Annotated in this window: 24 protein-coding genes and 1 pseudogene; 19 read left to right on the forward strand and 6 right to left on the reverse strand. The window is 43.5% G+C overall.

What is annotated here, in order from left to right:
• The first annotated feature begins 58 nt into the window (after positions 1-58).
• Positions 59-1,546 carry a glutamate--tRNA ligase gene (gene gltX / locus JJQ94_RS08800; protein ID WP_099031972.1) on the forward strand — a complete coding sequence of 496 codons (1,488 nt, stop codon included), beginning with the start codon at positions 59-61 and terminating at the stop codon, positions 1,544-1,546.
• Positions 1,547-1,611: 65 nt separating this feature from the next.
• Here the strand turns inward: gltX and JJQ94_RS08805 are convergent, their stop codons facing one another.
• From JJQ94_RS08805 to JJQ94_RS08815, 3 genes are all read right to left on the reverse strand, one after another.
• Entirely contained in the window at positions 1,612-2,049 is a 438-nt protein-coding gene (locus JJQ94_RS08805; RefSeq protein ID WP_099031971.1) for a MarR family winged helix-turn-helix transcriptional regulator, read from the reverse strand.
• A complete protein-coding gene (locus tag JJQ94_RS08810) occupies positions 2,036-2,524 on the reverse strand; it encodes a glutathione peroxidase (protein WP_010379179.1) in 489 nt (162 codons plus the stop codon). The genes JJQ94_RS08805 and JJQ94_RS08810 overlap by 14 nt, the downstream gene beginning before the upstream one ends.
• A 75-nt stretch (positions 2,525-2,599) precedes the next feature.
• Entirely contained in the window at positions 2,600-3,457 is an 858-nt protein-coding gene (locus tag JJQ94_RS08815; protein WP_099031970.1) for a transporter substrate-binding domain-containing protein, read from the reverse strand.
• A 173-nt stretch (positions 3,458-3,630) separates the two neighbouring features.
• Between JJQ94_RS08815 and JJQ94_RS08820 the strand changes: the two genes are divergently transcribed.
• The 9 genes from JJQ94_RS08820 to JJQ94_RS08860 all read left to right on the forward strand — a co-directional run bounded on the left by JJQ94_RS08820 (position 3,631) and on the right by JJQ94_RS08860 (position 12,473).
• The gene (locus tag JJQ94_RS08820) at positions 3,631-4,269 is read left to right on the forward strand and encodes a cytochrome b/b6 domain-containing protein (RefSeq protein ID WP_099031969.1); all 639 of its coding nucleotides are present in this window, start codon (positions 3,631-3,633) and stop codon (positions 4,267-4,269) included.
• Between the two features lie 177 nt (positions 4,270-4,446).
• The gene (locus JJQ94_RS08825; protein WP_099031968.1) at positions 4,447-5,145 is read left to right on the forward strand and encodes a DUF3581 family protein; all 699 of its coding nucleotides are present in this window, start codon (positions 4,447-4,449) and stop codon (positions 5,143-5,145) included.
• 136 nt (positions 5,146-5,281) lie between these two features.
• Positions 5,282-6,232 carry a sensor domain-containing diguanylate cyclase gene (locus JJQ94_RS08830; RefSeq protein WP_010379170.1) on the forward strand — a complete coding sequence of 317 codons (951 nt, stop codon included), beginning with the start codon at positions 5,282-5,284 and terminating at the stop codon, positions 6,230-6,232.
• 285 nt (positions 6,233-6,517) lie between these two features.
• Positions 6,518-8,107: a peptide chain release factor 3 gene (prfC, locus tag JJQ94_RS08835; protein ID WP_017216978.1), complete on the forward strand. Its 1,590-nt coding sequence runs from the start codon at positions 6,518-6,520 to the stop codon at positions 8,105-8,107.
• Between the two features lie 24 nt (positions 8,108-8,131).
• Positions 8,132-9,874, forward strand: a complete 1,743-nt coding sequence (gene argS / locus JJQ94_RS08840) for an arginine--tRNA ligase (protein ID WP_099031967.1) — start codon at positions 8,132-8,134, stop codon at positions 9,872-9,874.
• Between the two features lie 68 nt (positions 9,875-9,942).
• The gene (pdxH, locus tag JJQ94_RS08845; protein ID WP_198285544.1) at positions 9,943-10,584 is read left to right on the forward strand and encodes a pyridoxamine 5'-phosphate oxidase; all 642 of its coding nucleotides are present in this window, start codon (positions 9,943-9,945) and stop codon (positions 10,582-10,584) included.
• Positions 10,550-11,353, forward strand: coding sequence for a TatD family hydrolase (locus tag JJQ94_RS08850; protein WP_099031966.1), 804 nt, complete (start codon positions 10,550-10,552; stop codon positions 11,351-11,353). Before pdxH ends, JJQ94_RS08850 begins: the two co-directional genes overlap by 35 nt.
• A gap of 359 nt (positions 11,354-11,712) precedes the next feature.
• A complete protein-coding gene (locus JJQ94_RS08855; protein WP_236596567.1) occupies positions 11,713-11,916 on the forward strand; it encodes a hypothetical protein in 204 nt (67 codons plus the stop codon).
• Positions 11,917-11,918: 2 nt separating this feature from the next.
• On the forward strand, positions 11,919-12,473 hold the full coding sequence (locus JJQ94_RS08860) for a hypothetical protein (RefSeq protein ID WP_099031964.1): 555 nt from the start codon (positions 11,919-11,921) through the stop codon (positions 12,471-12,473).
• A 157-nt stretch (positions 12,474-12,630) separates the two neighbouring features.
• Here the strand turns inward: JJQ94_RS08860 and JJQ94_RS08865 are convergent, their stop codons facing one another.
• Together JJQ94_RS08865 and JJQ94_RS08870 are read right to left on the reverse strand one after the other, a co-directional pair.
• Positions 12,631-13,359, reverse strand: a complete 729-nt coding sequence (locus JJQ94_RS08865) for a thioesterase II family protein (RefSeq protein WP_099031978.1) — start codon at positions 13,357-13,359, stop codon at positions 12,631-12,633.
• Between the two features lie 86 nt (positions 13,360-13,445).
• Positions 13,446-14,087 (reverse strand): AhpA/YtjB family protein, encoded by a 642-nt coding sequence (locus tag JJQ94_RS08870; RefSeq protein WP_099031963.1) that lies wholly within the window; start codon positions 14,085-14,087, stop codon positions 13,446-13,448.
• A 95-nt stretch (positions 14,088-14,182) separates the two neighbouring features.
• On the opposite strand from JJQ94_RS08870, the gene serB reads away from it, so the two are divergent.
• The 7 genes and pseudogenes from serB to JJQ94_RS08915 all read left to right on the forward strand — a co-directional run bounded on the left by serB (position 14,183) and on the right by JJQ94_RS08915 (position 22,421).
• Positions 14,183-15,196 (forward strand): phosphoserine phosphatase SerB, encoded by a 1,014-nt coding sequence (gene serB, locus JJQ94_RS08875; RefSeq protein WP_099031962.1) that lies wholly within the window; start codon positions 14,183-14,185, stop codon positions 15,194-15,196.
• Positions 15,197-16,400: 1,204 nt separating this feature from the next.
• A pseudogene (locus JJQ94_RS24350) lies at positions 16,401-17,108 on the forward strand (contractile injection system protein, VgrG/Pvc8 family); the annotation flags it as partial.
• A 1,959-nt stretch (positions 17,109-19,067) separates the two neighbouring features.
• On the forward strand, positions 19,068-19,865 hold the full coding sequence (locus JJQ94_RS24425; protein ID WP_370649641.1) for an HNH endonuclease: 798 nt from the start codon (positions 19,068-19,070) through the stop codon (positions 19,863-19,865).
• A 13-nt stretch (positions 19,866-19,878) separates the two neighbouring features.
• Positions 19,879-20,340: an SMI1/KNR4 family protein gene (locus JJQ94_RS08900; RefSeq protein ID WP_236596569.1), complete on the forward strand. Its 462-nt coding sequence runs from the start codon at positions 19,879-19,881 to the stop codon at positions 20,338-20,340.
• A 442-nt stretch (positions 20,341-20,782) separates the two neighbouring features.
• Complete coding sequence (locus JJQ94_RS08905) at positions 20,783-21,451, forward strand: HNH/ENDO VII family nuclease (protein WP_330873192.1); 669 nt, start codon at positions 20,783-20,785, stop codon at positions 21,449-21,451.
• Between the two features lie 28 nt (positions 21,452-21,479).
• Positions 21,480-21,932, forward strand: coding sequence for an SMI1/KNR4 family protein (locus tag JJQ94_RS08910; protein WP_099031946.1), 453 nt, complete (start codon positions 21,480-21,482; stop codon positions 21,930-21,932).
• Positions 21,933-22,118: 186 nt separating this feature from the next.
• Positions 22,119-22,421, forward strand: coding sequence for a T6SS immunity protein Tdi1 domain-containing protein (locus JJQ94_RS08915; RefSeq protein ID WP_099031947.1), 303 nt, complete (start codon positions 22,119-22,121; stop codon positions 22,419-22,421).
• Between the two features lie 1,184 nt (positions 22,422-23,605).
• Here the strand turns inward: JJQ94_RS08915 and JJQ94_RS08920 are convergent.
• On the reverse strand, positions 23,606-24,724 hold the full coding sequence (locus tag JJQ94_RS08920; protein ID WP_099031948.1) for a DUF1570 domain-containing protein: 1,119 nt from the start codon (positions 24,722-24,724) through the stop codon (positions 23,606-23,608).
• A gap of 227 nt (positions 24,725-24,951) precedes the next feature.
• Between JJQ94_RS08920 and JJQ94_RS08925 the strand changes: the two genes are divergently transcribed.
• Positions 24,952-25,704: a substrate-binding periplasmic protein gene (locus JJQ94_RS08925; RefSeq protein WP_099031949.1), complete on the forward strand. Its 753-nt coding sequence runs from the start codon at positions 24,952-24,954 to the stop codon at positions 25,702-25,704.
• Positions 25,705-25,869: 165 nt separating this feature from the next.
• Positions 25,870-26,049, forward strand: a complete 180-nt coding sequence (locus tag JJQ94_RS08930; RefSeq protein ID WP_099031950.1) for a hypothetical protein — start codon at positions 25,870-25,872, stop codon at positions 26,047-26,049.
• Positions 26,050-26,211: the final 162 nt, after the last annotated feature.

The following is a 26,211-nucleotide window of genomic DNA, read 5'->3' on the forward strand; positions in this document are numbered from 1 at the left end:
CGGGCGCTATGCTAGCATAGCGCCATTAATCGACTAATCCATTTTTAAGAGAATTTTGATGACTATCCGTACTCGTGTTGCACCCTCTCCAACAGGTGATCCGCATTTAGGAACGGCTTATATTGCCTTATTCAACTATTGCTTTGCCAAGCAGCAAGGTGGTGAGTTTGTATTACGAATTGAAGATACCGATCAGGTACGTAGTACTGTTGAATCTGAGCAAGCTATCATGGACAGCCTACGTTGGTTAGGTCTTGACTGGGATCATGGTCCGGATGTGGGGGGCGAGTTTGGTCCATACCGTCAATCAGAGCGTTCTGACTTATATAAAAAGTTTGCACAGCAGCTTGTAGATGATGGTAAAGCGTTTTACTGCTTTGCGACGGCTGAAGAGCTAGATCAAATGCGTGAAGAGCAGATGGCAGAAGGCTTACGTCCTAAATACGACGGCCGTGGCTTACGTCTATCTGAAGAAGAAGTAAAGGCAAACCTTGAAGCAGGCAAGCCTTACGTTATTCGTATGAAAATCCCAGAAGAAGGCACGTTTAAGTTTAACGATTACCTACGCGGTGAAATTGAGATCCCATGGGAAAACGTAGACATGCAAGTTTTGTTGAAAGCCGACGGCTTCCCAACTTACTTCCTTGCAAACGTAGTAGATGATCATCACATGGAGATTAGCCATATCTTCCGTGGTGAAGAGTGGATCAACTCTGCGCCTAAACTATTAAAGTTGTACGAAGACTTCGGCTGGGAAGCACCTGTACTTGGTCACTTACCGCTACTTCGTAACCCTGATAAATCTAAGCTGTCAAAGCGTAAAAACCCAACTTCGATTAACTACTACAAAGAAATGGGTTTCTTACCAGAAGCGCTACTTAACTATTTAGGTCGTATGGGTTGGTCAATGCCGGATGAGCGTGAAAAGTTCACTTTGGCTGAGATGATTGAACACTTTGATATGAAGCGCGTATCGCTTGGTGGACCTATCTTTGATATTGACAAGCTTAACTGGTTAAACGGTCTGTGGATCCGCGAAAACCTAACCGATGCAGAACTTATCCAGCGCTTTGTCGACTGGAAGTTTAACGGTGATATGTTGGCTCGCGTACTTCCTGAAGCCAAGGCGCGTATCAATACGCTATCTGATTTGGTGGGGCTAGCAGGTCACTTTGTCGCGGGCTTACCTGAATACGATCCAGCGTTATTAACGGCTGGTAAAGCGGACGAAGAAGTGGTTCGTCAGGCACTGCAATTCTTTATTTGGGAATTGGAAAAGCTGCGTACATGGAACAAATCAGAGATCTTCTCTATTGCAAAGGCTGTGGCGACACACCATGAGTTAAAGATCAAAGAGTTCTTAGAGCCTATCTTCGTTGCTATTACAGGCAAAACCTCATCGACTTCAGTAGTAGATGCGATGGAAGTGTTAGGTTCTGACCTTTCTCGTGCGCGTTTAAGAGTGGCATTAGAGCATATTGGTGTATCTAAAAAGCAAGCTAAAAAGCTTGAAAAAGCATACCGTGAGTATCCGTCTATTGCATAATTGCGAGATAGTATTGCAAAAGCCGCTGATGTAGCGGCTTTTTTATTGTCTAAAATGTATTGTGTTTACCGCTTTCCTTGTGTCATCAACACATCAAGAGACTGCTTTAGCAGTTGAATTTGCTCCATACTTAAGCCCGCTTTTGCCATCATTTGTGTTGGGATACAAGCGCATGATTGCTCCAGCGTTTTACCTGCTTCAGTTAAGTGAATGAAGGTTTGTCGTTCATCATCAGGATTTTTGCTACGGGTAACGAGGCCACGCTCTGCTAAGCGCTTAAGGAGCGGTGTTAGGGTGTTGCTATTGAGTTCAGCTCGCTCGCCTATTTCTTTCACCAGCCGTCCGTCTTGTTCCCATAAAATCAATAACACTATGTATTGCGGATACGTGAGTCCAACCTCTTTGAGTAACGGCTGATAGAGTCGGGTGACATGTCTTGACGCACTATATAGCCGAAAGCAGATCTGGTTATCGAGATTGAGCTGCGGGTTAGATTGACTCATTTAGTAACTTTTCAATATCTTTGGCTATTTGTTCAGGTTTGGTGATTGGGGCATAGCGCTTAACGGGTTCACCCTGCTGGTTAAATAAAAACTTAGTGAAGTTCCATTTGATTTTATTACCAAATAGTCCCGGAAGCGCAGACTTTAGGTATTGATACAGTGGGTGTGCTTTGTCGCCATTAACCTCAATCTTTTCCATCATCTGAAAATCAACACCATAGTTGATTAAGCAGCCTTCTTGAATTTGTTTTGCATCGCCGGGTTCTTGTTTACCAAACTGGTTACAGGGAAAGCCGATGATCACAAGTCCCTGATCTGCGTATTTTTGGTGTAGCTCTTGTAGCCCTTCATACTGTGGTGTTAACCCACACTCACTGGCCGTATTAACAATAAGCACAGCTTTGCCTTGTAAGTCGGTAAAGTGATATGCCTGACCTTGTAATGTGTTTGCTTCAAACTGATAGAGTGTCGTCATCTTTAATCTTTTATGATTTAATCGTGTGCGATTTAATTTAGACTAAGTTTGGCCCTTGTGCAACAGCAGTTGAAATTATTTTGCAGGAGTATGTTGATATTTGGCGCTTAGCATCGCAAGCCGCCTGGTGATCAATGCGTGATCTTGCTTGGGGAGATATTTTAAGTGTGTGGTTAAGTAGGTACTAGTGGAATACAGCGCACGGATCATCTGGTTGGCCTTTTCGATAAATGCTTGTGTTTCTTGGGTATGGCTACAAGCAATATGGCCTTCGAGATGAGGGAGGTTATTTGCTATTGGTAAGGAACCCACTAAGTGTGCCTTGTCCTTTGGAAAGCTCTGCTGAAAAATAGCGGGGTAGGCTAATATAAAGTCGACTTTACCTGCACTAAACTGCTCCATAATGGTTTGTGCTGAGGTTTTATACGGTCTAATGGCAACATTTTTGGGTTCAAGTAGCGCTAATGCGGAGTCAATGGTATTGCCGTAAGATTTGCCAACCTCTTTGATGATGGTGGCTTGTGGATAGTAAGCCATTAAACTTGCAAGCGACTTCAGTTTACCGGTGGCGTTCACAAGGCTGGCATCCATCGGGGTGTGTTGTTTGAAGTAATATAATCTATGGCTTGGATATAGGTGGATGGGGATGGTAAACAAAAAGGCTTGCTGGCGACTTGGGGTTTTTAGGCGAGACAACGCGCACACGGGCTCTTCACTTGCCAGTAATTGATTAAGTTTGGTTGGGGTGACAATGTTAAAATCAAAGTAATCTCGGCCAAACTGGTTTAAAAGCAAGTTGTTGGTATCTGACTCTAAACTATGGGCTTGTTTGCTAAAAAGTCTTTGCTCATCGGCCGGTTCATTCGAGATCAGCAATATTTTTGCATTGCAGCACGCACCAAAAAACAGCAGCATTAACAGTAAATATTTCATTATTGCTCCAACCCACCTAAGCAAACACCAGTTTACTATAGAACATTGTGCTTAATTAGCATTCAAAATACGCTGCCAAATCAAGACTAGTGGTTATTTAACCTTAACTCTTTGTGCTGAGTTTTATAACCTGTCATCATTGCAATGATTTTTACCTATGGGGCAAATAAACGATGACCAAAGTGTGGGATGGATTTATCCGCGGGTTTCACTGGCTGCTCGTAGCAGGACTAGTAACCTTATATATTACTGGTGAAGAAGGCATGATGGATCTTCACTTTGTTACTGGCTATTTATTGTTAGCACTGATGGCAGCGCGATTAATTTGGGGTGTCATTGGTAGCCAAACCGCTAAATTAAGTGCGTTATTTCATTCACCTAAAGCGATTTTATCGGCCATTAAATCAAAACAAAGCCATGTAGGACATAATCCTGCGGGAAGTTTGATGGTGCTGCTATTTTTTGTGCTGATCCTTGTTCAGCTCGTTTCTGGCTTGATGACAACAGATGATATTTTGGTGGAAGGACCACTTGCACAATATGTATCTTACGACTTAGTTGAATTAGCAGGCGATATACATCACACCAATATTGAGTTGTTAATTGCCGCCATTGCACTGCATATATTTGCTATTGTGGTGTATCGCCTAAAAGGTCAAAACCTAGTAAAGACGTTAGTAACTGGTAAGCAAGAAAATGCAGTCAGCACGCCTGTCATGAAATCGGGTGTTGTTGCATACCTTATCTTTATTGCAATTTCTGCTGTGTTACTCTTTACGTGGGGCGCTGAGCCATTACAAGGGTTAATGTAACTCAACTCTGAACGGAAGTTAGCGAGGTTATTGTTTTCAATAACCTCGCTAACCTTTAGCATCAAGTCCGGCCAATGTAATATTTGTTAACAGATTATCGTAACAGATATGACCTCTATTTCAGAAAATTCTGGTAACATGGCGCAGTTTTATCTTAGAGGTTAGAGAAAAGTAGCGATGTTAGAGCCGTATTATCAACAACAAGCAAATGAGATCACCATTACCAGAGAGCAGGGGAGTTTATTTGCAAAAGGAGTCGCGGACGACTACAACCCATTGCACGACATCGATGCAAAGAAGTTTTGTGTACCGGGTGATCTACTTTTCTCCTTAGTGTTAAAGCACTACGGCTTAAGCGAGAATATGGAGTTTAGCTTTGTGGGCATGGTTGATGAAACGACAACGCTCACATTGCCAGAAGGTGCTGCACAATTTGATATTACTGCAAATGATAAAGTGATGCTGTCTGTGTCGCGCGCTGGCGAAACTAGCACTTGCCCAACGCTCATCAATAGTTTAACGAGAAATTACGTAGAATTTTCAGGCACTACCTTTCCTCATGTGATCATCCCATTGATGGGTGAACAAGAAGTAATGATAAACCCTGCAAGGCCAATGGTGATATATGAATCTATGTCTATTCATATGGATGATATATCGGTAACGGAAGTAGCATTGGAAGCGGCTAAGCCAGAGTTTAGCTATGAAGGCAAACGTGGCAAGATCAACCTGCGTTTTAATTTACTGTCGAACGGCACTAAAGTCGGTTATGGTGAAAAGCACATGTTAGTTTCTGGGATCCGTGAGTATTGTCAGCAAACCGTTGATGATTTGATTGCCTATTACAACGATAGAAAAGTAGCATTAAAGCCGTAAGTAACCTCCCAATACACGCTGACGCACCTGTCAGCGTGTTGCCCACACAGTTTTCCTTTGAAACAATAATTCATCCACTCTTCTGCTGTCCGCTATACTGTTTAGATAAAATGTAATTGAATTAAATGGTATTACTGTGCCGTATGCAGACTTGCTCAAACCAGAAGCCTCACAACAAACATTATTAAAGTGGCAAAAAACAGTCGATTTGATGGCGAAGATTTTTTCGGCGCCTGCTGCGTTTGTGGTGCAAAAGAAAGAAGATGGCTTTGCAGTGATGATTGCAAGCGACCAAGAAGAAAACCCGTATCCTGCTGGTGGTTTTATACCGCAAGAAACCAATATCTTTTGTAAGCATGTTGTCGCTAATAATCGCAATCTATATGAGCAGCACGCCAGTGTAAATTATCAATGGGACGATAACCCTGAGGTTGCCAATGATGGCTTTGAGTCTTATTTGGGGGTACCTATCCATTGGCCCAATGGAAAATCGTTTGGCACATTGTGTGTGATGGACTTTAAACCCACGAATTACGGCGCTCCGTTGGTTGAATTTATAGAGCATTTACGCGATATGCTAGAAGATGATTTGGTGATGATTGAGCGCTATAGCAAAATCAAAGCGATAGCGATGCAAGACCCGTTAACTGAAGTATTAAATCGTCGTGCGACTGAAATACTCGGTGAACATAAGCGTGATATTGCCTTAAAACTGGGTGGTGCGCTTTACTGTGTCTTTCTTGATTTAGATGGTTTTAAACCAATAAATGACAGCTATGGTCATGAAGTTGGTGATCAGGTGTTACAAAGTTTGGCCGAAGCGTTGAAGGCCGCAAGCAGCGAAGATGATATTATCGGGCGCTATGGTGGCGATGAGTTTCTGGCTATTGTACAGCGACATGATGAGAAAGCCGTCAACGACTTTATTTTTCAAAGTGAGGCTAATTTCTATCAAGCGTTAAAACAGAAAAAGCTCCCCAAGTGTGGATTTTCAGCGGGATTTGCTAAGTGTGAAAATAAGTTTGAAAGCATGGCTAGTTTATTCTCTCGGGCAGATAAACACATGTATCAGCAAAAACTGAGCTAAATGCTCGATGTGACCTAAAGCATATAGGCGACACAGTTCCTGACAAGATATGCTCTTTAGTGAACAATGGCGATTTTACGTAAAAAGCTGGACTAATAAACTAGCCATCACAGTCCACCTTCCATCAACTACCGCAATGGCTAAATAACATCTGCTATTTAGCTGCGAAAATTACCGTCATCAAGTTGTTAAAATGGCCAAGATCGGAGAGAATATAGCAATCTTTGTTCGAATTTAGCGTGGCCGAGTTTTGGTTCGGTTGCCAATGCCATAAGTAGAATTTCAATGTCAAATATGAGTATTCCGCAGGAAGTGTCGCGCAGACGTACTTTCGCGATCATTTCACACCCGGATGCGGGTAAAACCACCATCACCGAAAAAGTACTTTTATTCGGAAAGGCGTTACAAAAAGCCGGTACGGTTAAAGGCCGTGGCTCAAACCAACACGCCAAATCTGACTGGATGGAAATGGAAAAAGAACGTGGTATCTCAGTAACAACTTCTGTGATGCAGTTTCCATACAATGATGCCTTGGTAAACCTACTAGATACTCCGGGACACGAAGACTTCTCTGAAGATACTTATCGTACGCTCACCGCTGTTGACTCGTGCTTGATGGTAATCGATGCGGCAAAAGGTGTAGAAGACCGTACCCGCAAACTGATGGAAGTAACGCGTTTACGTGACACGCCAATCGTTACCTTTATGAACAAATTGGACCGTGATATTCGTGACCCAATGGAGCTACTTGATGAAGTAGAAACCGAACTGAACATCATGTGTGCGCCGGTTACTTGGCCAATTGGCTGTGGTAAAGAATTTAAAGGTGTTTATCACATTCACCGTGATGAAACGATTTTGTACCAAACAGGTCAAGGTCATACGATCCAAGACAAACGCGTGATCAAAGGGCTAGATAACAGCGAGCTTGACGCTGCTGTGGGTGAAAGCTTGGCTGAGCAACTTCGTGAAGAGCTTGAGTTAGTAATGGGTGCCTCGCACGAGTTTGACCGTGAATTATTTCTAACTGGCGAATTAACCCCTGTATTCTTTGGTACGGCACTTGGTAACTTCGGTGTTGACCACATGCTTGACGGGTTAACCGAGTGGGCACCAACGCCACTGCCGCGTCAAACTGATGAGCGTGAAGTAAAAGCCGACGAAGAAAAGTTCTCTGGTTTCGTGTTTAAAATTCAAGCAAACATGGATCCAAAACATCGCGACCGTATCGCCTTTATGCGTATTGTATCTGGTAAATATAGTCAGGGCATGAAGATGAACCACGTGCGTCTTGGTAAACAAGTCAGTATTGCGGATGCGGTAACCTTTATGGCGGGTGACCGTGAGCGAGCTCAAGAAGCCTTCGCGGGTGATATTATCGGTCTACATAACCACGGTACGATTCAAATTGGTGATACCTTCACACAAGGTGAAACGCTTAAATTTAGCGGTATTCCAAACTTTGCGCCTGAGTTATTCCGTCGCATTCGTCTAAGAGATCCACTTAAGCAAAAGCAGCTCCTAAAAGGGTTGGTACAGCTTTCTGAAGAAGGTGCGGTACAGGTATTTAGACCACTTATCAATAACGACCTGATTGTAGGTGCGGTTGGGGTGCTGCAGTTTGATGTGGTTGTGGCACGCTTAAAGTCTGAATACAACGTAGATGCGATTTACGAGAGCGTAACGGTTCAAACCGCGCGCTGGGTAAGCTGTGATGACGATAAGAAAATGGCTGAGTTCCGCCGCAAGTGTGAGCAAAACTTGGCGTTGGATGGTGGTGATAACCTAACTTACATCGCACCAAGTCGCGTAAACCTGAATCTATCGATGGAGCGTTACCCTGACGTGAAGTTCCATGAAACTCGTGAACACTAATCGCTGCGTATTAAAGGAAAACAGATGAACATCAAAAGTATTTTAATTGAAAAAGCCAATGCAGCGATGCAAGCGGCTGGTATCCCTGAAGGTACAAACCCAGCGGTAACACAAAGCACGCGTCCTCAGTTTGGTGATTACCAAATTAACGGTGCGATGGGGGCTGCTAAAGCACTAAAAACCAATCCAAGAGAGCTGGCGCAGAAGATCATCGACAACCTAGACGTTGCTGATCTTGCTGAAAAAACAGAAATTGCAGGCCCAGGTTTTATTAATATTCACCTCAAGCCTGAGTTTTTGGCCACAAGCCTAGAGGCGGCAAATACGGATGCCAAGCTAGGTGTTGCTGAACATGCTACGCCTGACAAAGTTGTGGTTGATTTTTCTTCGCCAAACCTTGCTAAAGAGATGCACGTAGGTCACCTGCGCTCAACTATCATTGGTGATGCTGTTGTGCGTGCCCTTGAGTTCCGTGGTGACACTGTTATTCGCCAAAACCACATGGGCGACTGGGGTACCCAGTTTGGTATGTTGATAGCACACCTAGAAGATTTGCTAAACCAAGGTGTTGACCTTGAAAACGTCGCACTTGCGGATCTTGAAAGCTTTTATCGCGATGCCAAAAAGCGCTTTGATGACGAAGCTGGCTTTGCCGATAAAGCCCGTGATTACGTAGTAAAACTACAAGGTGGTGATGCGCATTGTCAGAAGCTATGGCAAATGTTTATCGACACCTCTGTTAAACATTCTGAAGAAGTATACGGTAAGCTAAACGTGACGCTTACGCGTGATAATATCATGGCAGAAAGTGCCTACAACGACCGTCTTGCCGGTGTAATTGAGCTATTAAAAGAGAAAGGCATTGCGGTTGAAGATCAGGGCGCTCAAGTCGTATTCCTTGACGAATTGGCAAATAAAGACGGTGAACCTTCCGTATTTATCGTGCAAAAATCAGGTGGTGGTTTCTTATATTCAACGACGGATTTAGCCGCCTGTGATTACCGCTCAAATGAGCTAGATGTTGATCGTATTCTAATTTTTGTTGATGCGCGTCAGGGCTTACACTTCAACCAAGTTGAGATCACAGCACGTAAAGCGGGTCTTTTAAAAGACAAAACCAGCTACGAGCCGAGCCTGTTCGGTACAATGATGGGTAACGACGGCAAACCGTTTAAAACTCGTACTGGCGGTACGGTGAAGCTATCAGACTTACTTGACGAAGCGGTGAGCCGTGCGACAGAAAAACTTGCTGACAGAGCTTCTGACTTATCTGATGAAGCACGCCAAGAAATCGCGCGTAAAGTGGGTATTGGTGCAGTGAAGTACGCCGATCTGTCAAAGCACAGAACCAGCGATTATATCTTTAACTGGGATACGATGCTGAGCTTTGAAGGGGCGACAGCGCCATATTTGCAGTACGCCTATACCCGTGTGCGTAGTATTTTCCGCAAAGCAAACATGGATAGCGCTAGCCTAACTGGTCGCATTCAAATTCAAGCACCACAGGAAAAGGCACTTGCGCTTAAACTGCTGCAACTTGAAGAAGTACTTGATCTGATGATCAGCGAAGCAACGCCACACGTATTATGTAGTTATTTATATGAGCTTGCGAGCTTGTATATGACATTCTATGAAGCGTGCCCAATTTTGAAAGATGATGTAGCAGCAGACGTCCGTGAAAGTCGTCTAGTGCTATGTAATCTGGTTGCTAACTCCCTGAAAACCGGCCTAGATTTGCTTGGTATCGAAGTAATGGAGCAAATGTAAGTTAGTTTTAACTTACATTAAGGTATACTGGAAGCCGCTTTATAGCGGCTTTTTTTGTTAAGGAAATTGTGATGAAACTTGAAGACATTCGCAGAGAATATACCAAAGACGGTTTACGTCGTGAGATGCTAAAAGACACACCAGTTGAGCAGTTTGAAACCTGGCTACAGCAGGCGATTGATGCTAAGTTTACCGACCCAACAGCGATGGTCGTCGCTACGGTTGACGAGCACGGCCAGCCGTCTCAACGCATTGTTTTACTCAAGCATGTAGACGAGCACGGTTTTGTCTTCTTTACCAATACCGGTTCACGCAAAGCGCAAGAATTAAAGCAAAACAACAAGATATGCTTACACTTCCCGTGGCATGAAATTGAGCGTCAGGTTATCGTGTACGGTGAAGCTGTTCCACTACCGACAAGTCGTGTTGCCAAGTATTTCTTATCACGACCAAAAGAAAGTCAGCTTGCGGCGTGGGCGTCTCAGCAATCGCGCCCCGTGTCATCTCGTCAAGCCTTGATGCAAACCTTTAGTAGCATGAAAGACAAGTTCGCTAAAGGCGAAATCCCACTACCTGATTTTTGGGGCGGTTATTGTGTGGAGCCCACTAAAGTTGAGTTTTGGCAAGGTGGAGAGCACCGTCTTCATGACCGCTTTATGTATGTGAAACAAGCCGATGGCAGTTGGGAAATTGAGCGGCTCAACCCATAAATTCGCCTTTATAGATAGTCACTGTCATCTCGACTTTAACGAGTTGGCAGATGATTTAGCTACGCATATCAAAGCTGCCCACAGCAATGGTGTTGAACGCTTTGTGGTGCCTGGCGTTACCCTTAAGCAGTCTCAACAGCTTGTTGATTTTCAAGCACATCATCCACAATGTGAAATCGCTGCGGGGTTACACCCTTATTTTATTAGTAAGCACTGCGACGATGATATGACCGCGCTGATCGAGCATGTAATGCACAATCGCACCCAACTATGTGCGATAGGTGAGTGCGGCATTGATACAACCTGCGATGTGCTTGAGCGGCAAATTGCGCTGTTTGAAGCGCATATTGCGCTGAGTAATGAGGTAAAGCTCCCACTAATCGTCCATCATCGTAAAAGTCATCACCTAATTGCCGCCGCGTTTAAACGTGTTAAACCACAATATGGCGGGGTGATCCATGCCTTTTCAGGTTCAAAACAGCAGGCTGAATATTATATCGATCAAGGTTTTAAGCTAGGAGTAGGTGGCACAATCACCTATCCAAGAGGCGAAAAAACAGCGCAGGTAATATCACAGCTGCCGCTTGAAAGCCTAGTATTGGAAACCGATTCGCCGTCGATGCCGTTACATGGTTATCAGGGGAAGCCGAACTCTCCTAAGCGAGTCGTCCAAGTATTTGACAGGCTTTGTGAATATCGAAGCGAAACACCAAGCGAGCTTGCCTCAGCGCTCTATCGAAATGCCACACAGTTGTTCGGCTTGGGCTAAATTGATGATGTCGAGATAAATCTCGACCTACGAGTCAATATCACAAATGGGATATAAAACCATACCTACCAACAATAGAAAAATAGGTGTAGGAGCCGGTTCACCCGGCGATCTTTTGGTATTTATTAAAGCTTCTATACATCTCATAGCTTGGAAGAATGATTTATACGTTAGTTGGTTATTCACCTTTTATTAATGTTTAAGAGCTTAATTTAAAACCTTCAATATTTCTCAAGGAATAGAAAAATGAATGATGAACGAAAGTAAAAAATGCCATTAATGCATTTTATAAAGGTGCAGGTTTAAATTTATCTTTCAAAGGCAGCGTAAACGAAAATGTGGCACAGGTTTTTGGAGAGATGATCCAAGCAACTAAAAGTTGTACGACGGCTCTAAATTGGGTTCCTGAGCCGACAGGAGGCAAGGCAACTATCAAATGGATAGTAAAGAACTTTGCACAAAGCATTGTAAAGCAACTTAGCTCAGAACAATCTCTTACCTGTGCAAAAGAAGTTGTCAGAAATTACAGAACGAAGATGGAATTAGCTGCATTAGGGATTTAGTTATGTTTAAAATAATTTTACTTGCCGCGTTAATGTTCACCTCAAACTTGGTAATTGCGTCACAAACAGCGAACCCTTTTCCAAGCTTATCTTGTAGTAATAAGGTCCATATCAGAGTTGTTGATCTTGTTTATTGTGTAGATAGCACGACACTATCAAAAATTAACTTTTTAGGGCTAAGTAACCAAACTGCGGTTGTAACTAGCCAAGATCAAAATGAGTTGGCAATTGCGTTAAACCCACCGGAAATCTCACTTGGTGATATGCATAAAAAGTTGAATATGAGCGTAAACGAATTTTTTCATGCCCTGTATCATTCAGATCCTAAAGTAAAAAACATAGCAAAGCTTCGCTCGGCTTTTGACATAGACGAAAACAATCCGATGAGTGTGTACCAAAACGGCGATATTTTTGCTTTTGTCGTTATGGGAGAAAATCAAGACTACGATAGGGTTTACATTAATAAAAAAGGAAGCGATGTTATCTATCAGATAAGTGGTGAGTTTAACCAACCTCAGTTAAATCGCATTCTCTCCTCGCTTATTTTGGATGTGTAGCATCGCTGTTCACCTTATAAAGTAGATGCCGGTTCACCCGGCGATCTTGATGCTTTTACTGCGATATAAAACCATACCTACCAACAATAGAAAAGCAGGTGTAGGAGCCGGTTCACCCGGCGATCTTTATGCTTTTCCGGCATAACACCAATACTACTTAAGCCAATTGTTGATTAATAATGGAGATCATCTCATCAGCGTATTGGTGAATAAAAAAGTGTCCACCAGAAAATTCGGTAAGTTGATAAGGCTGTGATGTTAGCTCTTGCCATGCACAGACGTGTTTCTTCTGAACAGAATCCTCGATACCGTTAAAAACGTGTATTGGAATTGGTAGTGTGAGCTGCTTTGCGACATAAGTATCTGCAATTTTGAAATCGGCGCGAAGTAAAGGTAGCAACAATTCCATTAACTCTTCATTTTCAAGAACTTCTTTTGGAGTCCCATTCAAATCTTTAAGCTCAGTGATAAATTCATCATGCGGTAAGTTGTGCAAATGACGCCCGCTTGAAAGGCAATGAGGAGCCCTGCTACCTGAAGCGAATATCTTAGATGGAATAAGTTGATTTTTCGTATGTAGTTGCGATGCAAATTCGTATGATATCCTGCTCCCCAAACTATGCCCAAAAAAGGCAAAAGGTTTGCTTGTTATGAAGTCGAGGTGAAGCATCAGCTCATCAATAATCTCAGGCATATTGTCAATTGCAGGTTCAATAAGTCTTGCACCTCTTCCTGGAAGTTGAACAAAAACAAGTTCAATGTTCTCGTGAGCTTTTTTGATCCAAGGTGTAAAAATGGCCGGTGAGCCACCTGCGTAAGGAAAGCAAAATAGCCGCACCTTAGCGTTTGGGTTCGGTTTTGGGATTATAAAAAGTTTATTAGTCATGTCCTTTATCATTTATCGTTCTTATATAAACTAACAATTATATTATCAAAATATTTACAATAGTAATAGGGATAACTTGGTTTCATCTAATGAGTAATATTTTCAGGCGCAGGAAGCATCTTTACTTTCTTGCGAATTTTGCGTTTTACTTCCCAGCGTTTTAATGCTCGACCTATTTGCCATGTGAATACCATCGTAATCACCAGCATCAGTAAAACGACTCGTCCAAGTTCGTGGAAATGAGAGTGGCTTTGCGACATAGCAGCTTCTGTCAAATAGACCATATTGACGAACCCAAGAGGTTGTCCCATCGGCGTATATACTGGTTCAGAAATAATGCTTTTGGTTTTGCTGAGCCCTGGTAAGGTTTGAGGTAGCTGCTGATAATCTGTGGGTGAGGAATTACCGTCGTTACCAACAACAAAGCGTCCTTGATAATCATAAATCGCGACTTGGAGTACAAAGTCATCGCTAGCGAGGTGATTTGCCAGTGCGCTGAGTCTTGGCGTATCACTGCGAGAGAGGGGCAATGCCACATTTTTTGCGAGCTGCTTGGTGAGGCTCCTTGCGGTAAGGTCTGCGCCATTATGGAGCAAGCGATGAGATTCAAAACTGGTATTAAACGCAAGCCAAGTCACCATAATTAAGCACGTCGCGGCGATGCACAGGCGAAATAACCTACGCCCTCTGGTCGAGTTTAACACTTCTAATACATGTAAATTTTTCATATTTATCGCATATTGCCCGCTTTTGCTAAGGTCCAGTGCTGACAGCTTAGCGCAATCATGTTAAAAATCGGCTTAACGCTATCAAGGAGCAACTTATGTCGTCAATCATTCAATTCGCTAATCGTGAACTAAACACACCAATTCAGGAACATATGGCGCTGGATCATTGGTATAGTTGCCAAAGTAACACAAGCCTCACACAAGTAAATCAATTACCTGAGCTGACGACCCAATCAATATGCTTTTTTGGCCCAAATATACAATTGCAACACCTTCTGGAAGTTGAGAAATTTCTTCGAACATTTGCTATCGAGCAAACTTATTTTACGGCATATCAACCTCATGAACAGCTCCCAGTTGCATTGGGTATCCGTTTTAACGCATCGCAATTGCCGAGCAAGGCTGAAGTAAGAGATTTTGCAAAAAGCATTAATGCGCAAGGCGCGATGATAACGCAAGCACCTACTTTAGAAGAACCGGGGCTACTTGTGATGGATATGGACTCCACCGCAATTCAAATTGAATGTATTGACGAAATTGCTCGATTGGCCGATCGATATGAAGAAGTGGCTTCTGTCACCGCACAGGCAATGGCGGGGGCACTCTCTTTTTCTGAAAGTCTACACCGCCGCGTTGCATCACTTTCTGGTGTACCGTTATCACAAATTCAATCATTAAAAGAAAACTTACCGCTAATGCCCGGTATAGAGCAGTTATGTCAGGCGCTAAAGCAGCATCACTGGCATCTTGCCATCGCCTCGGGTGGCTTTACATGGTTTGCAGAATCATTGATAGAGCCACTCCAGCTAGACGCTGTATTTGCCAATACCCTAGAGGTGGAAAATGAGCAGCTCACCGGCAAAGTGCTAGGAGATATCGTAGATGCCGACAAAAAGGCGGAAGTGCTAGGTCAACTTGCAACTCAGTATGCGATCCCAATGACTCAAACCGTTGCCATTGGTGATGGCGCAAATGACTTAGTGATGATGGCAAACGCCCAGCTAGGTGTGGCAATCCATGGTAAGCCAAAAGTGGTAGAAAATGCCGACGCGGCTATTTGTGAAGGGTCTTTGTTACAACTGTTATATTTGCTAGGTGTGCCGAAATAATATGTGCTATGAGACGTACCATGGAGGGTGATTTCTCCAATCACTCGAGACTATGAATTAAGTCAGCTCGTCTTCCTGACGGATTTCGACGCCCATCCATGGGCTACAACTACCTTTTCTTTGATGCCCAAAGAATCGTTGCGCAAAAGAAAGGGCACTTCCTCTTCACTCGAAAAGCTTAACTTCTCGGCGGGTAAACCGCCTCCCACAAAACTATTTACACTGTGAGCTTGGAGGCTACGCTGATAGCTTTTGCAATGCTTTAAAGCAGCTTAATCGCTAAAATCGTAGAAGATCTCACAAGCAACGTATTTCGACGCCCATCCATGGGCTACGACTTACTTTTCTTTGATGCCCAAAGAATCGTTGCGCAAAAGAAAAGGCACTCCCAACATCACACCGACTCCTCAAGTAAATTGCCAATATGGACGTCACCGCGGTGTAAGGGCCATCCCTGGCCCTGTCACCGCTTTTCACGCATCCATGCGCTGAAATGACTCATTGGCAATTTACTTTCGGGTGTGGTGAGGGAGATACAAGGCGCTGATAGTTTTGTTTGGTGCTTGCAAGCAACTATGTTTCTGATGGCTTTGTGGACAGCTAACAGACAACTTATTCCCCCTCCATCACACCCGAAAATCATAAGTCGATATGCAATGTGCTGACAGGATGTCGGCCAAGCCTTGTCTGGCATAGGGAAGTGCCTTACAAGACGGTTGCACTATATCGGCTTAGGGTTTGAGGATTAAGTGTGATGTTGGGGCGACGTTTTCTTGGTTCGCTCGATCGCGTCGTGTAAAAAGAATGAACGAGGAGCGCATGGATGCGCTTTGATATCTGCCAAGGAGGGCAAGCTGACACCTTTTATTTGGCTTGAGATTTAAAAACTATCCGTTACACCAAAAGATAAGCATTCGGATACTGAATAAAAAAATGAGTTAAAAATGCTTGCCTTTTATGTAACAATAGCGCGCAAATAAAAACCAATCGCAGCACACTAGGAAGTAGTACCGCGTATTGGTGGAACGGCTTTAACCAACAACAGTGGACATAAAAAATGCAAACAAGGATTGTGGTGTATGGTACTAACCATCCTGTACATGTCGTCGATTTTGAACTCACGACCTGTATCAATAGCGGCTTTTTACTCAAAGCGAACCTAGAGTCCCAATTTGACCTTGCTGATGAATTACTCGTTGGCAATATGCTCACGTTTGAAATTGAGTCACCGGACGCAATATCGACGTATTTCACTGGGACTTTGTTTGATATCCAATCTGGTTTTGTGTCTGAGCACACCTGTGGTGCAGAGGTGGTCTTAAAGCCTCGCCTTGAGTTACTTAAGCAAACAGAAAAAAGCCAAATCTTTGTACAAGCCAATGTCCAGTCTGTCCTCAATAAGCTGATACAAAAAGCCGGCTATTCACAAGACCGGATAAAATGGCGAGTCACTAAAGATTTACCCACGCTACCGCAGTGCGTGCAAGCGCTAGAAAACGACTACACCTTTTTCACCCGACTCTTAGCAAAGTACGGCTTAATTTATTGGTTTGAATGCCATGATTTTATTGAGTCGATAGTGATTGCCGAGGGGAATCTTGCAAGCCCCTATATTGAGCGAGGCTTGCTGTCGGTGACGGATAAAGATGGTCTAGTTCACGAGCATGAAACCGGCTTTGTTGGGTTTACGCAGTGCCAAAGCCGCCATCGTTTTAGAATGGGTGGCTCCCAAGTGCATGTGAATGCCCATCCGCCAACTTCGGTCAGCTCGGCGCAGCGCAGTTATTTTGAGCCTGCTGCACAAAATCCTGCTGAGCAATTTGAGCGCACCGGCAATCTCGAGCTTGCCTATCAACAAGGAAAAAATGAAGTCACGCTAGTAGGAAACGTAGCCGAAGCCAATGCCGGTTATTCGTTTTCGTTAAATGGTAAATTAGGCACAGCGAAAGGTGGCGATTATACCTGTATTCGCAGTAAACAGGTGTATAAGCAAGGCAGTGCCAATGACCCTAAGCAAGTTGCGTATCATAGCGAGTCGGTGTGTGTACCACGAGGTGAGCCAATACGTATTACTCCCCCAGAGCATAGCCCCAAGCCGATGGTGTTTACCGCCACAGTGCGCTCGCTGTCGGGGTCAAAGGCCAACCCTCACTTAGATACCCAAGGGCAATATGCCACGCAAGTACATTTCGATAGTCAGGTGACCGAGTCGGTAAAGCGCCTCACACAATATGCCTGTCGCGGTCAAAAGCAACCGACGGGGTTACACTTTCCACTCCTGCCAGACAGTAATGTGCTCATCGGTTGTATGAACAACGACCCAGACCAAAGTTACTTGTTAGGGTTTGCCCTTAACGACACGCAACCGTCGGTTGTTACTAGCGCCAATAACACCCAAAACGTGTTGTGCTCTCGCGGCCAAAACCTGTTGATGTTTGATGACACCCCAAATACCCCGCATATTGTGCTGCAAACCCTAGCGGGCAATCAGCACTTGGTGTTACATGGGGATAAAAAGCAGCCTTATATTCACTGGCTTGCGCAACTTGGCGCGATGAATATTTTTGCAGCCAAAGACATACAACTTGGCAGTGTTAAAAGTGCAATTCGACTACTTACCAATAAAACCTTTATTGCCAGCGCCAAACAACAACTGGCACTGGAGAGTAAAAAGTCGGTGATTATTGATGCCGCAACCAACCTAGACGTCACCGCCAATCAAATTGGCGTAAGCGCCAAACAAAATATCACCCTTAAGGCCGGTCGCAGCCATCGCAGTGTTATCCAAAGTGATATAAAGCTCAAGGCAGACAACAACCTCACCATCACCGCCCCGGCAGGAAGTCAAATCATTCAAAGCCAAGGCAATATCACGATTAAAGGCAGTGGCTCTGGCAACCTCACCCTTGCCAATGGCGGCAGTGAAATCAGTATTGACTCAAGTGGTAACGTCAACATCTTTGCAGACAAATTACTGACCTTAAAAGGCAAAGCCATGACTGTGTTTGACGGCAGCATGGAGCAAGATATTGGCAGCAAACAAAGCGCCACTATGCCAAGTGTACCGCAAATTCAAGCCCTCTCTGAGAATGCTCGACTCTCATTGGCTACCGATGGCATTGCCACCATGGCGAGCAGTACCATTGAGCTGTCTTATACCTATCAAGATGGCAGCCCAATTATGGGCGCGCCTTATACCATTCGATTTGCAAACGGCACAGAGCTGACCGGTAACTTAGATGACAGCGGTAAAGCAAAAATTGAGAATGCACCGCCTGGTCAATACACCGTGCAATATGGTGAGGATAAACGCGATTACCTGCCAGAAGATAATCGCCCTAAAAACCCACTGTATGGACAAATCACCCCAGCGCAAGCGGCTGAAATGGTACGCAGCGGCAATACCGCACCACTGATAGAAGCCAATGGCATTGCAACCCAAGCAGGCGATTGGTTATGGGGCACACTGCAAGGCGACTTTAATCAAAACCCCTCCACGTCACAAATCGTGGTGGGTACCTTGATTTCCATGATACCGATTATTGACCAAGTCATGGATTTACGAGATATCACCGCCAATGTCATGTTACTAACCGACGATGATGAAGCCAACGACACCGACGCTTGGCTTGCCTTTACCCTCACCGGCATTGGTTTAGTGCCAGTTGTGGGCTCTGCTGTCAAAGGCGTGGGCAAGGTTATCTTAAGAAATACCGGAGAATCGCTCTCGGCTGCGCTTGCCGTTTTACGCAAGCTCGGCAAAGGCGACCCAGTTAAATACCTAAGAGACATCAACTGGCAAGACCTAGGAAAACAATCCGCCACGGAAGTAAAAAACATCGTCAAAGGCCTACGCGATTCACTCGATGAAATGTCCACCAGTTGGCACTACGACCTACTACTTCCAGACGCCGCTATCGAAGGCATGCAAGCCACGGTAAAACGCCTAGACGACGTCACCCCAAAAATCGACCAGCATATGCAACAAGCCGCCCAAGAAATTGGACAGCGAGTTAATAAAGCGCTGGATGAGTATCAGGGTCAATCACCAATTCGAGGCGTTACCGATAAGCCCACCAAAGCCAAAGCCGATGAATTGGAGCCACCAAAAGGGAATGAATTGCCGGGGGTAAAAAATAGTTTTGAAGGCACAACCACTATAGATCCGCAATCCATGGAAAAGCTGAACGACTTAGAACGTAAAGTTAAAGTATCAGATAGTGGAAAAGCAATAATACAGTTTGGCATAAACGCTGGGAAAGAAAAAACAATTATTCTTTCTAAAAAAGCTGGCCAGATAGAAACCAGGAATGGCATTACTTTAGCGAGAGATAAATATGGATTTCCTATCTTTAACAGCAAATTCGATACACATGTACCCAATAACCTTTTAGGTAATAAAGATGCTGCTTCACACTTTCAATATGCAAATGAAAGGCTGAGGAGTTCACTACAGAAAAACCCAAGTTTAGCTGAAGAGATGGGGCTAACAAATATTCAATTAAAACATTTCTTAAAAGACCCTGCCCCCAAAAAGCCACCAGCAGGATTAACTTGGCATCACCATCAAGATACAGGTAGAATGCAGTTAGTCAATCAAATAGAACACGACGCTTTCGTGCCCCATACTGGAGGAATGTCTATTTGGGGTGGAGGCTATAAAAAGTAACAAGGAGCAAAAAGTGAATATAATTTGGGAAGAGTATGTAGATCCTCCTTTGCAAGATATCTCGAGCAATGAGATTTCAACCATAGAGGCCATTATAGGTTTTATACTACCTGCTGATTACAAATCTTTTATAGTTGACAAGCAGGGGTTAGTACCATCTAAAGAGGTAATTGAATCAGGTGACTTAGCACCCGTACCGTTTGGACCGTTATTTCACGTTTTAGAAAATTGTTCCTCTGAACACATGCTATATAGTGCTCTGGAAAAATTTAATAAATGGAAAGATTTATATCCGAATATCTTTCCTATTGCTGATGCCGGAGGTACTGGCAACTTTTTTGCCTATAATTTTAATATTGATCATTCAAATCCACCTATAATCTTCGTGAATGTGGAAGAAGATCCTGATTCACCAGAAGCTTTTATATATGTTTCAAGAGATATAAATGAACTTCTCAATAATTTGAGAGCTTAGTAACCTAATCTGAATCTGGATATATCCTCCATACGTGCTTCTAGGCTTACCCAAGGGTGTTGACTTGTTTTACACCCTTAGCTGTTTTGTGGACAGAGGCTAGGTGGCATAGTGCCGAACGGTACGATGTGTGCATCGCATGGCAAAACTGCCTGAAAATTCTAGCCAAACTGTGGGTAAACTGAGTTGCTCAACCAGTCTGAGCACCAAAATGTCAATATTCAGAATCGGCTAAATAGAGGTCAATAGACAAAGTCATCTTAAAAAATACCGAGAATCCCTCTCTGCTGCGCTTGCCGTGCTGCGGCTTTTTACCCAAAGAAAAGTCGGCAAAGGCGACCCAGTTAAATACCTAAGAGACATCAACTGGCAAGACCTAGGTAAACAATCCGCCACGGAAGTTAAAAACATCGTCAAAGGCCTGCGCGATTCACTCGATGAAATGTCCACCAGTTGGCACTACGACCTACTACTTCCAGACGCCGCTATCGAAGGCATGCAAGCCACGGTAAAACGCCTAGACGACGTCACCCCAAAAATCGACCAGCATATGCAACAAGCCGCCCAAGAAATTGGACAGCGAGTTAATAAAGCGCTGGATGAATATCAAGGCCAACCACCAATTCGAGGCGTTACCGACAAGCCCACCAAAGCCAAAGCTGATGAGTTGGAGCCACCAAAAGGGAATGAATTGCCGGGGGCTGGAGCTGCAGTGAATGAGAAAATTTCCAGCTCAAACTACAAAAAATATACACCTAACATGGTCAATAATCGCAAAATGTATAAAAGCGATCTTGATTTTACGTCAGAAATACCAGCACATATTGATTCAAGTGTTCATAAGAGTATTAGAGCTAAAATTGAAAATGGTTGGTCAAATCTTGATTTAATGAAAAATGGGAATGCTCCGATAGGGAAGGATGGTAAGCAAATAAATTTGCATCACATTTTGGGACAAGAACCGAGCCCAATGGTTGAGCTTCTATCTTCAACCCATAAAAAACACCACAAAGCTTTACACGGTCTAATCGAAGATGGTAAAAGTTTTAGGAATAACCAATCACTCCAATATCAGTATGATAAATTTAAAAAAAGAGTACTGGAAACTTAGAGCAAAAGATTTTGAGTAGGAAAGTCATATGAATAAATATAGTGAGTTAATTAAACAACTTGATTTGAGCGAACACGAAACCTTTTGGCAAGGTGCGGCTGACCTGAAAGAAATAGCTCTACTTGAAAAGTTAATTTCGATTAAACTTCCACCTTCACTAGTTAGTTTTTTAAGAGAGTGTGGCGGCGGGGGAGTGATAGACTCAGAGATCTCTGGCATTGAAGATAATAATGCCAATTTAACGCACGGTGGGACGATATTAGGTGACACTCTCGATTGCAGGGGAGAATTTCAATTACCTGAGCATTTAGTTGTCATTTTTTATAAAGAAAATGAAATCTGTTGGTGCTTAGACTCTAACACCCAAGAGGAAGAATACAAACTGGTTAATTATAACTTATTTAAAAAACAAGTTGACGAGGTAATCTCGGACTCCTTCTTCTCATTCTTTTGTGAATATGTTGAGATTAGAACCTCGTAATTTTAATTATAATTAAGTCAAAAATACTGAGAGCAGCGCTTAGTAGTCACGGTGGGATCGCACTTTGTAAAAAGGCTTTAACACCCAGCTCTTTTCTGAGCTAATAACGCCCACATTATCACTATCTACTTGTTAATTATGTCGTTATTTAGCTAACTTTAACTTGTTGAAGATAAGCGCTCTTCCATCAACCAACATCATGCTCTTACTGATGTCTTGTTTCTTATCATTTCGGCGGTTTTATCCGATTGTGAAGGCTGGAAAGATACCGAAATATTTGGGCGCAGTAAACGACCATGGCTCAGGCAGTTTGAAAATGGAGAAATCTATGGCTTTGTGCCCGCTCTTGCCCTTGGTGGCGAACCTAAGCTTGAGAATCTCCAAAAGGTAAAAGCCACGGAACATTTAGCTTTCCTAGCTGACCTTGGAGAGAAGCGTGTTATGGCCGATATCGTTGCGCTATCTAACCAATTACCCCATAACCAATAGCACCTTTTTAAGTCCTTTAAATACGCTGGTGTCGCCAGGCAATGAGCAACTCTCCTTGCCTTAAAACTCACTTCTATTTTCGTACTGCTCTAAAAATTTAAGCATGGATACTGCGCTGATAGTTTTTGCAATACTTGCATGCAGCTTAATCGCTAAAATCGTAGACGATCTCACAAGCAACGTATTCCCCCTCCATCACACCCGAAAATCATAAGTCGATATGCAATGTGCCGACAGGATGTCGGCCAAGTCTTGTCAGGCACAGGGAGGTGCCTTACAAGACGGTTGCACTATATCGGCTTAGGATTTTAGGATTAAGTGTGATGCTGGGGCGACGTTTTCTTGGTTCGCTCGATCGCGTCGTTTAAAAAGAATGAACGAGGAGTGCATGGATGCGCTTTGATATTAAACATGGAGGTTTATTTTGCTAACGGCTGATAGCTCGAAATTTATCGTAAAGTCAGCCCGTCCTCCTGACAAGTTTTGGCATCCATCTATGGGCTACGACAACCTTTTCTTTGCTTGCCCTAAAGAAAAGGTAGCAAAAGAAAAGGCACTTCTTCACCGCACCCGAAAAGCATAACTTCTCGGCGGGTGAACCGCCTCCCACAACACTATTTAGATTGTGAGCTTGGAGGCTACGCTGATAGTTTTTACAATGCTTTAAAGCAGCTTAATCGTAAAAATCGTAGAAGATCTTACAAGCAACGTATTCCCCCCCTCCATCACACCCGAAAAGCATAAGCCGATATGCAATGTGCCGACAGGATGTCGGCTAAGTCTTGTCTGGCACAGGGACGTGCCTTACAAGACGGTTGCACTATATCGGCTTAGGGGTTGAGGATTAAGTGTGATGTTGGGGCGACGTTTTCTTGGTTCGTTCTTTTTTGTCGTTTTAAAAGAATGAACGAGGAGCGCATGGATGCGCTTTGATATTAAACATGGAGGTTTATTTTGCTAACGGCTGATAGCTCGAAATTTATCGTAAAGTCAGCCCGTCCTCCTGACAGTTTTCGACGCCCATCCGTGGGCTTCGACTACCCGAAAAGCACACTTCTCGGCGGGTGAGCTGCTCCCCACAAAGCTATCTGCACTGCTAATTAGGAGGCTATGCTGATAGTTTTTTGTAGTTGTTACAATCAGCTAATTATTAAAATAATCCGTGCTTACCCTCACAGGAAGAGTTATTGCCATGCGCCACGTTGAATTTGGCGAGGTGTGTTACGCCATCCCTCAAATTGTGATTCGACATTTTCATTAAAATTACGAAAGAGCTGCTCGATGTTTTGTGCAGGTACAATATTGCACGGATTGCTGCTTTCTTGTCGTAAATACTCGAAAAAAGCGTTGCTGTTGTGCTCGACCATAAATCCGGTAAATAGGTAACTATTGGCATATAAGGTGGTACTTTGCATGGTTTGCCACTGATTTTCGCTATTGAATAGGGTGTTAATATCAAGCTTGGTAAAGCGCGATTTCAAAATCCCTTCTTTCGTCAACCAATCTTCGTCAGAGAGGTAAACTGAAAATTGACCTGTTTCGGTAATTCTTAGGTGCTCAAAATACTCGGCTAAGCCTTCCGTTACCCATCGAGGGGTTACGCCGAAATAGTAAAAAACTAGGGCGTGCACGGACTCGTGAATGAGCGTTCTTAGCGTTTCTTCTTCAGTGCGACTGCCATTGATAACGCCTTGGTTTTGAAATAAAAAGTACATACCCAAGGTGCCAGCAGGCTCTGCATCGCGAGAGAGGATTAGCTCATTGTAGTCAGCGTCATTGGCGGCAATATGCATGTTCAACTGGATGGGAGATAAGGCTTTTTTATGCGCTAACTGGTTAAAAAAGTGCTTAAACATCATATACACCACGCTGAGGGCTTGCTGCGCCTGATACTCAACATAAGTGCTCACGGGTTCACCCGTTAGATTAAGTTTAAAATTTTCAATGTTGTTGAATTGCGTTTGCAAGGAAAATACTTCGCGCTTTAGTGCTCCGCAGGTAGGTGTTGAGATACCGCTGAACATATTAACAAGGTCACTGTGCCCGTTTAGGTTGTAAAAGGTTTTTTCTGGTATTTCAGGTAGCTGTTGTTTCGTTACTTTTGGGGGGGCAACCGTTAGGTGAGGAGTGGTGTCTGGCTGACTTAAACGTTTTTCGGTATGGGTGTCTAGCTGTATGCCAAATTCAGTCAATAAAGGTTTGATAGACCTTATCGAGTTTGCTGCTGCACTTGGATAGATAAAATAAAGCGTAAACAATATCAGCGTGATGATAAGTAGTAGGACAAAGACCCGCCAAACCAAAGTGATATCCTTGTATAATACATGCCCAGAGACTCTGGTTATACTCGATTATCGGTAAACTTGGCAATGGGTAATGATTATCGGCTTACTCCCATGGCATTAAATTACAGCTACTTTAGTGTGTCATAGCGTATCGTTTGCATTATTTGCCATTCTTTTTTCTACAACAATGTACCCATAATCTAATTCGTTGCCTATACTTTTTGAAAAAATAACAGAGCATACAGATGAAAGTAGTTTGGCCGTTGATTTTACTGTGTTGTGTGGGCGGGAGTGCGAGCGCGCTTGATACTCAGGTGAATATTACGACGGGGCAATGGCCGCCGTACTTAGATCAAGCGAAACAAGATCAAGGATGTGTGGCTGCTGTGATCCGAGATGTCTTTGCGCTCTCTGATATAAAAGTCCGGTTTTTATTTATGCCTTGGGAACGCGCCTATCAAGAGGGAATGAAGGCGGCTTACATTGGTAGTGCTTATTGGTATTACAGTGAGCAAAGGAGCAAAGACTATATTTACACTCAACACCCACTCACTGAAGAAACGGCACGCTTTTATCACCATCGAGATTTAGCGTTTACCTATACGAGTTACGCAGATCTTAAGCCATTTAGATTGTTGCTCAATCAAGGGTTAACTTATCCGCCTTCTCTGTTAGAGGCGATAGAGACGCTTGAAATCAAAACTTCATATGCCACGTATACCAGTAAAAATGTGGCACTGATCCTACGAAATCGTGCGGATATTATGATTATGGACGAAAAGTCGGCGAAGTCTTATCAGCAGGAACTGCCAGCAGAAGAAGCGGAGTTATTAGTGGCGCAAGCGATCCCTGCTTTTATCCAAAAAGGCTATTTGCTTATCAATAAGCATCATAGTGAATATGTCGAGCTGTATAACGAAGGGCTTAAAAAACTATGGGCGGATGAAGACTATGTTGCTCAGTATCGTGCTCGCTGCTCTCGTGTGTTTACCGATTGACAGCTTGAACTAGGCTTTCCCAAAATCGAAAATCGTCCCTAATTTTATTGCAAAATCGAGAAGTTATTCATAAAGGAAAATCCGAGGTTGTTTTTAACTGTATGTTTTTAATGGTTTGATATTGGTTCAATCACCAAGCAATTTGTGGCCACTACAATTGTATAGTTGGCGGAGAGTGGGAAGTTATCTTTAGATGACAAACTTGGTGTCTATTTTGACAATGTACCGAGCTTTCATTATTACCCAGAAAAAGACGCGTTTATCTTCTTTGCCACGAACAATCGTGATGACTATCCTGAACAGCTGATGGCTGCATTAGACGATATTGTGATAGGTGTTAACTAAGCCTTACCTAAGCTGCCTTTCTAGCAGCTTGATTTTGTGTTAAATGGTATATGCCTATCTGGTCTGACCATTTAAATCTCCTTTTAAATTTGCCCGATTCTTGGTTAAAGTTTATGCACGCCAACTGTTGTTTTTACACTCAGCTAATTATTGAATTGGGCT

The sequence above is a fragment of the Pseudoalteromonas sp. GCY genome, from assembly GCF_016695175.1.
Classification (GTDB): domain Bacteria; phylum Pseudomonadota; class Gammaproteobacteria; order Enterobacterales; family Alteromonadaceae; genus Pseudoalteromonas.

Coding starts and splice junctions, on each gene's coding strand:
- gltX (WP_099031972.1), top strand. CDS start 59: ATGACTATCCGTACTCGTGTTGCACCCTCTCCAACAGGTGATCCGCAT.
- JJQ94_RS08805 (WP_099031971.1), bottom strand. CDS start 2,049: ATGAGTCAATCTAACCCGCAGCTCAATCTCGATAACCAGATCTGCTTT.
- JJQ94_RS08810 (WP_010379179.1), bottom strand. CDS start 2,524: ATGACGACACTCTATCAGTTTGAAGCAAACACATTACAAGGTCAGGCA.
- JJQ94_RS08815 (WP_099031970.1), bottom strand. CDS start 3,457: ATGAAATATTTACTGTTAATGCTGCTGTTTTTTGGTGCGTGCTGCAAT.
- JJQ94_RS08820 (WP_099031969.1), top strand. CDS start 3,631: ATGACCAAAGTGTGGGATGGATTTATCCGCGGGTTTCACTGGCTGCTC.
- JJQ94_RS08825 (WP_099031968.1), top strand. CDS start 4,447: ATGTTAGAGCCGTATTATCAACAACAAGCAAATGAGATCACCATTACC.
- prfC (WP_017216978.1), top strand. CDS start 6,518: ATGTCAAATATGAGTATTCCGCAGGAAGTGTCGCGCAGACGTACTTTC.
- argS (WP_099031967.1), top strand. CDS start 8,132: ATGAACATCAAAAGTATTTTAATTGAAAAAGCCAATGCAGCGATGCAA.
- JJQ94_RS08850 (WP_099031966.1), top strand. CDS start 10,550: ATGGCAGTTGGGAAATTGAGCGGCTCAACCCATAAATTCGCCTTTATA.
- JJQ94_RS08855 (WP_236596567.1), top strand. CDS start 11,713: ATGATCCAAGCAACTAAAAGTTGTACGACGGCTCTAAATTGGGTTCCT.
- JJQ94_RS08860 (WP_099031964.1), top strand. CDS start 11,919: ATGTTTAAAATAATTTTACTTGCCGCGTTAATGTTCACCTCAAACTTG.
- JJQ94_RS08865 (WP_099031978.1), bottom strand. CDS start 13,359: ATGACTAATAAACTTTTTATAATCCCAAAACCGAACCCAAACGCTAAG.
- JJQ94_RS08870 (WP_099031963.1), bottom strand. CDS start 14,087: ATGAAAAATTTACATGTATTAGAAGTGTTAAACTCGACCAGAGGGCGT.
- serB (WP_099031962.1), top strand. CDS start 14,183: ATGTCGTCAATCATTCAATTCGCTAATCGTGAACTAAACACACCAATT.
- JJQ94_RS24425 (WP_370649641.1), top strand. CDS start 19,068: ATGTCCACCAGTTGGCACTACGACCTACTACTTCCAGACGCCGCTATC.
- JJQ94_RS08905 (WP_330873192.1), top strand. CDS start 20,783: ATGTCCACCAGTTGGCACTACGACCTACTACTTCCAGACGCCGCTATC.
- JJQ94_RS08910 (WP_099031946.1), top strand. CDS start 21,480: ATGAATAAATATAGTGAGTTAATTAAACAACTTGATTTGAGCGAACAC.
- JJQ94_RS08925 (WP_099031949.1), top strand. CDS start 24,952: ATGAAAGTAGTTTGGCCGTTGATTTTACTGTGTTGTGTGGGCGGGAGT.